This is a genomic window from Corynebacterium sp. ACRPH, assembly GCF_022347285.1.
Classification (GTDB): domain Bacteria; phylum Actinomycetota; class Actinomycetes; order Mycobacteriales; family Mycobacteriaceae; genus Corynebacterium.
Window position 1 is genome coordinate 1 of sequence record NZ_JAKRND010000030.1, and the last position, 5450, is coordinate 5450.

The 5450-nt window shown below is 58.8% G+C and carries 6 protein-coding genes and 3 pseudogenes; 5 read left to right on the plus strand and 4 right to left on the minus strand.

Going from position 1 to position 5450, the window contains the following annotated elements:
• Window positions 1–87: 87 nt before the first annotated feature.
• Window positions 88–390, minus strand: coding sequence for an ATP-binding cassette domain-containing protein (locus MHX66_RS10660; protein ID WP_370646310.1), 303 nt, complete (start codon window positions 388–390; stop codon window positions 88–90).
• Between MHX66_RS10660 and MHX66_RS10665 the strand changes: the two are divergent.
• Window positions 363–473: pseudogene (locus MHX66_RS10665) on the plus strand (IS3 family transposase); the annotation flags it as partial. The gene MHX66_RS10660 and the pseudogene MHX66_RS10665 overlap by 28 nt on opposite strands.
• A gap of 64 nt (window positions 474–537) precedes the next feature.
• Window positions 538–873 (plus strand): hypothetical protein, encoded by a 336-nt coding sequence (locus MHX66_RS10330; protein WP_239202844.1) that lies wholly within the window; start codon window positions 538–540, stop codon window positions 871–873.
• Here MHX66_RS10330 and MHX66_RS10670 read toward each other — a convergent pair.
• Both MHX66_RS10670 and MHX66_RS10675 read right to left on the minus strand, forming a co-directional pair.
• Window positions 855–1463 carry a hypothetical protein gene (locus MHX66_RS10670; protein WP_239202845.1) on the minus strand — a complete coding sequence of 203 codons (609 nt, stop codon included), beginning with the start codon at window positions 1461–1463 and terminating at the stop codon, window positions 855–857. The genes MHX66_RS10330 and MHX66_RS10670 overlap by 19 nt on opposite strands.
• A 58-nt stretch (window positions 1464–1521) precedes the next feature.
• Window positions 1522–2226, minus strand: a pseudogene (locus MHX66_RS10675) (hypothetical protein); the annotation flags it as partial.
• 58 nt (window positions 2227–2284) lie between these two features.
• Between MHX66_RS10675 and MHX66_RS10345 the strand changes: the two are divergent.
• Window positions 2285–2428: a hypothetical protein gene (locus tag MHX66_RS10345; protein WP_010188196.1), complete on the plus strand. Its 144-nt coding sequence runs from the start codon at window positions 2285–2287 to the stop codon at window positions 2426–2428.
• A gap of 32 nt (window positions 2429–2460) precedes the next feature.
• Here MHX66_RS10345 and MHX66_RS10350 read toward each other — a convergent pair whose 3' ends face one another.
• The gene (locus MHX66_RS10350; protein WP_010188194.1) at window positions 2461–3771 is read right to left on the minus strand and encodes a lipase family protein; all 1311 of its coding nucleotides are present in this window, start codon (window positions 3769–3771) and stop codon (window positions 2461–2463) included.
• Window positions 3772–3900: 129 nt separating this feature from the next.
• Here MHX66_RS10350 and MHX66_RS10680 point away from each other — a divergent pair.
• A pseudogene (locus MHX66_RS10680) lies at window positions 3901–4273 on the plus strand (transposase).
• 56 nt (window positions 4274–4329) lie between these two features.
• Window positions 4330–5190, plus strand: a complete 861-nt coding sequence (locus MHX66_RS10355) for an IS3 family transposase (RefSeq protein WP_370646311.1) — start codon at window positions 4330–4332, stop codon at window positions 5188–5190.
• Window positions 5191–5450 lie beyond the last annotated feature (260 nt).

The window sequence follows — 5450 nt, forward strand, 5'->3', positions numbered from 1 at the left end:
AGCTTCTCGCTGATCTTGTTGACCTTGTCCTGGTCATGGTTTTTCTTCGGTGACACCGTAGTCATTATCGGTGAAACTCCTTCGAGATCAGAGCCTCACACACAAACTTCCTGACACCCTCAACGATCTCACTTCTTGATTGTGGAATCGAAGAATGCCTAGCTTTTCTAGGAGATTTTTCTGCTGCTTCTTCAATGACTTCGTCCCGTACAGCCGACCAAAGAAATCCATTGATTCCTTTACAGTCATAGTGTTTAGGGCTAGGGGAGATTGCGACAAATATGCGACACTTGACCTCTGCCAGTGAGTAATTGCGGACGCATCTCTGCCTTCATCTATCCAGATGTGGCCGGAAGTAGGGCGTAGTACGCCGGCGCGACGTCTTCGCATGGTGTGCGCGCTACAACAACGCCCGAAGGCACTCCTGGTGCAAGTACCTCACACCCATTGAGTACGAAACTCACGCTTCCTAACAATGCGCTAGAGTAAAGCCAATAATTTCACCCCCACGGTGTCTACTTTCCGGGGGCCGGGCCCATGAAGGGCGTGCCGTACTATCCGCTCCATTTTGACGATATTGACCACGCCACCGACTGGGTCGAACGATTTACCCAGTACTACAACCACAGGCCCCACAGCAGCATTTGCGGCTACACGCCCCAAAGCGTCCTCGACGGCACCTGGCACACACTCAAGAAGAACCGCTGCGCCGCCATCGACAACGCACTCGCAAAACGATGGATCAACACCCAGCCGGCACCACCGAAAGACCTACCGAGCCCAGTCACCATCATCCGCACCAGCACAACACCCACACCCCAACCCCACACCATCAAAAACCAACCACAAATCGTTCACAACCACTTGACATGAAGCGGCACCGAGTGCTGTGTGGACATGTTCACTGTACCACTGTGGTCAGTCGGGTACCAGTGGACTTCCACGCGATTGTTGCGCGGATTACCCACGAACTGGCGCACCCACATGTCGGAGTTGAGGACCAACCCGATCGGAGTGGGCACGTCCATGTCCTGGAGGCCGTGGCCGAGGAACACCGGTTTATCGTAGCCGGCGACCGGGGTGGCCATGAAGTCACGGATCGCTTGCTCTGCACCGGGGACGTCGCGAATCGGCTTCGTGAACGCCCTGGCCAAGTTGGTCCCGTCGACGGCGTCGCGCACCTCGTAAAAGCAGCTCTTTTTGGATTCGGCTATCATGCGGCGGCCTTCGTCGGAAAGCGCGGGATTGAAGTCGATGTGTGGGTTCGCTTCTTGCACCGCCGCCAGGATGTACAGGCCGTAGGTGCCCAGGGCGGGCGGCAGCGGAACCGGCGGGAACGTCGGACCCGCGGCGATGATGATCTCCTCCACGTACGCTGGCGCGCCCGTCGCAATGGCGCCACGGTAGTCCAGTCCCAGGTTTTGGCTCAGTGGTGTCGCCCGGTGCGCGACGTGGAGCGCCACTCCCCCCTCCTTGTGACTGCCCGATCACCGCCCACTTTTTCGCCAGCTGCCCCTGCGTGCCCGCCATCTTGTGCGCAGCCGCCACCGAGTCGACCACGTTTTCCGCTGCCAACTTGCCGTTGAGGTAGCTGTGCAGGCCGGGCGAGTCCAACCCGACGTAATCCGTCGCCACGATGGCGTACCCCATGTCTAGCCAGCGGTTGAGGTACTCCGCGTCGCGCGGCATGCGCGCATCTATTGACGGCGCACACTCATCCCCCATGCCCACCGCGCCGTGCGCCCATGCGAGCACCGGCCATCCGCCCTCCGGCGTCTGGCCATTCGGGAGATATACCACCCCCGTGCTGGTTGCGGGGCGTCCGTGCTGGTCAGTGGTTGTGTAGGCGACGCGGAATCGCTTCGACGCGCTACCCAACCCCGCCCGCGGATCAAGCGGTACCTCCGCCAACACCGTACCGGGACCTCCCTGCGGCGACACAGCGGGGAGACCATTGCGGAAGATCGGTTCATTGCGCTTTGCGACGTCGCGCATCGGCACCCCCTGCTTCACCGCCCCCACTGGCGTGACATCCGCCATCGAGCCGAACGCCGTCTGCGCACGCGCTGCAGGCAGTGACGCTGCCGTGCCGGATAGCCCCGCCATCAGGGTCGCGGCGTCTACCGCAGCTGCGCAGGCCTTAGCCCATGCTTTCCCCGCCGTAGTCTGTGCAGCCCTATCTGGTCCCGTCGTGGCTTTAGTGCGTCCCATATCTGCCTCCTGCATGTCTCCCGCGGGCGCAGCGTTGAATCCGCGTTGAATCTAGGTATCTTTTTTACCCAGAATGACTGCCCGGCGGAGCGAAACCGCGACCGAGATGCAGGCCTGGCGGCTGTTCAACCGGCCTTGTCACTGCGGTGGCCGCGAGGGGTTCTGGGACGATGATGCCCTTCTGGATAGGGACATCCACCCCGAGCTACAGGTATAGCCCGGGCAAGGAGTTCAGCCTCCAACTGAGGCTTAGTTCATGATCCCGTCCAGGAACGGTACGGAGTCGGCGGTGGACTCGTTCATCGTGTCAACGTGGTCGGCCGGGTACCACCTGACCACCACTCGGTTATTGCGCGGGGAGCCGATAAACTGGCGCAGCCACATGCTGGAGTTGAGGATCACCCCGATCGGAGTGGGCACGTCCGAATCGAACAAACCGTGTCCCAAGAAGACCGGCTTGTCGTAGCCGGAAACCGGGGTGGCCAGGAATTCACGGATTGCGGCATCCGCCCCAGGCACCTCACGCAGCGGCTTCTTGAACGCCCGCGCCAGGTTCACACCTTCCATCGCCTCACCGACCTCGAAGAGGCAGCTCTGCTCGGACGCGGCGATCATGCGGCGGCCTTCGTCGGTAAGCGCTGAGTCGAAGTCGATGTCCGGGTTCGCCTCGTACACAGAAGCCAGGACGTAGAGCATGTACGTTCCCATGATCTCCGGAAGCGGCATGGGCGGGAAGGAGGGGCCAAAGGTGAGCAACAGATTCTCAACGTACGCCGGCGCGCCCGTGGCCACCCCGCCGCGGTAGTCGAACTCGAGGTCTTCGCTCAGCTCCGTTGCCCTGTGCGCGACGTGGAGAGCCACACCGCCGCCCTGGGACTGCCCGATCACTGCCCACTCGTCCGCCAACACGGGCTCAGTGTCCGTTGTCGCGTCCATCTGGTGCGCAGCCGCAACAGAGTCCACCACGTTTTCCGCCGCGACCTTGCCGTTGAGGTAGCTGTGGAACCCGGGCGAATCCAACCCCACGTAATCCGTGGCGACGATTGCGTAGCCCTCGTCCAAGAAGGTGTTGAGGTACTCTTCCTCGACCGGCCACAGGGGGTTGATTGACGGTGCGCATTCATCGCTCTGACCCACAGTGCCGTGCGCCCATGCCAGCACCGGCCAGCCGCCCTCCGGCTTCTCGCCCTCCGGCAGGTACACTGCTCCGGTGCTCACAGCAGGCTTTCCGTGCTGGTCAACGGTGGTGTAGGCGATGCGGTACTGCTCCGACGCACTCGAAAGTCCGACATTGACATCTAGCGGCACCTCAGCCAGCACAGTGCCCGGCTCGCCCTGCGGTTCCACGTCAGGCAAGCCGCTGCGGTAGACCGGCGCATCCCGCTCAGGGACTTCCCCCATCTCTGAGCCCAGGTTCACCGAACTGCCGGCCTCGTCGACAATGGAGCTCGACGAGCTTTGCGCCTGCGCCACCGGGGGTGTTGCCATCATGCCAACGCCCAGCGTCAGTGCGCTCAACGCGGCCAGTGCGCTCCCGGCAACTCGCTTGTTCTGCTCCATGCAATGCCTCCTGATCGAGAAATGAGGTTTCTTACAACCTACACAAAAACTAAACTTTTTCTACATGTATTGTTTATATAAAAGCTACATGTTTGTTACACAGGCAACGCGTTGTCAGTGCTCTTCGAAATGTATGAAGTGTCCCAGGTTTTGTTCCGTTTGAGTAGATGGGAAAATCTGGAACATGCCAAGAAAATTTGACCAGGATGCGAAGGACCGTGTGGTCCGTCTTGTCGAGGACCGCATCTTGTCGGAAAACATGTCGATGCAAGCCGCGTGCCAGGCAGTTGCTCCAAAGTTGGGGGTTTCATGGCACACGGCTCGTCAATGGACCCAACAGGCCCGCCGTGCGGGAAACATCCCAGAACCCGTGCCTGAAGATCTGGCCGCCGAAAACGCGAGGCTTCGCCGTGAAAATCAAGAGCTACGCGACACCAATGAACTTTTAAAGGCTGCCTCAGCTTTTTTCGCGTCGGAACTCGACCCAAAACGTCGGAAATGATCCGGTTCATCGATTAATACCGGAATCGTTTCTCTGTCGAGTTCATCTGTAAGACGTTGAAGGATAACCGGGCTGGTGGGTTCATCACCTCGCGTGGGTATCGCCAGTCCAAGGCCCGTGGGTTAAGTGCTCGTCGCCTTCGTGATGCTGTGCTGGTTGAACGCATTGGTGCTATTCATCGGGATAATTACGGTGTCTACGGTGTGCGGAAAATGTGGCATGCTCTTCATCGTGACGGAATCGATATCGGTCGTGAACAAACCGCGCGGCTGATGCGTCTAGCCGGTGTATCAGGCAAAGGCAAAGGCCGCTCGCCTATGACCACTCGCACACCTCAAAGGCCGGATTTGCGCCCGGACTTGGTGGAGCGAGAATTCAAAGCCGAAGGCCCGAACAAGCTGTGGGTGGCTGACATTACCTACGTTCGCACGAAGAAAAGCTTTGTGTACGCCGCGTTCGTCACCGATGTTTACTCCCGACGGATCGTTGGGTGGGCGTTATCAGATTCCATGCGCACCGAAGCGTTGCCACTGCAAGCTCTCAACCAGGCGATCGCGTGTGCTGAGGAAACAACAAGTCTCATTCACCATTCGGATCACGGCTCGCAGTATGTCAGCGTTGTCTACAACGAGCGTCTTGCCCAGCACGGGATTGCCGCTTCCACCGGAACTGTCGGGGATTCTTATGACAATGCTCTGGCTGAAAACGTTAACGGCTCCTACAACAACGAGCTGATCCATACTCGCAGGTGGAATGACGTTGTCGAGGTAGAAATCGCGACGTTCGAGTGGGTGTCATGGTGGAACGAGACGAGGCTTCACCAAAGCTTGGGATACCGAACCCCAGTCGAAGTGGAAACCGAATTTTGGGAGCAGCACCCGCCGCAAGCAATAATAGAAATCAAGGCAAATGCCTAGGAACAAAACCCGGGGCACTTCACTTTGATGCGACGAAGTTGACGACTACCAAAGCCAACCCATAGGTTCCCGATACCCAATCAGTCTCCATGCCTGGGATTCTCCCACTCCATCCCCACAAGTACGATTCTCGGCATGAGGGTTAAGTGACAAAAAGTGTGTCTGATTTTTCAGCATATCTGCTGATCAGACTATGTAAACCGGGCTTGAATAAGGTTCCAAACCTTATTCGGGCCCGATTTTCCTTCAATCCACCGGAA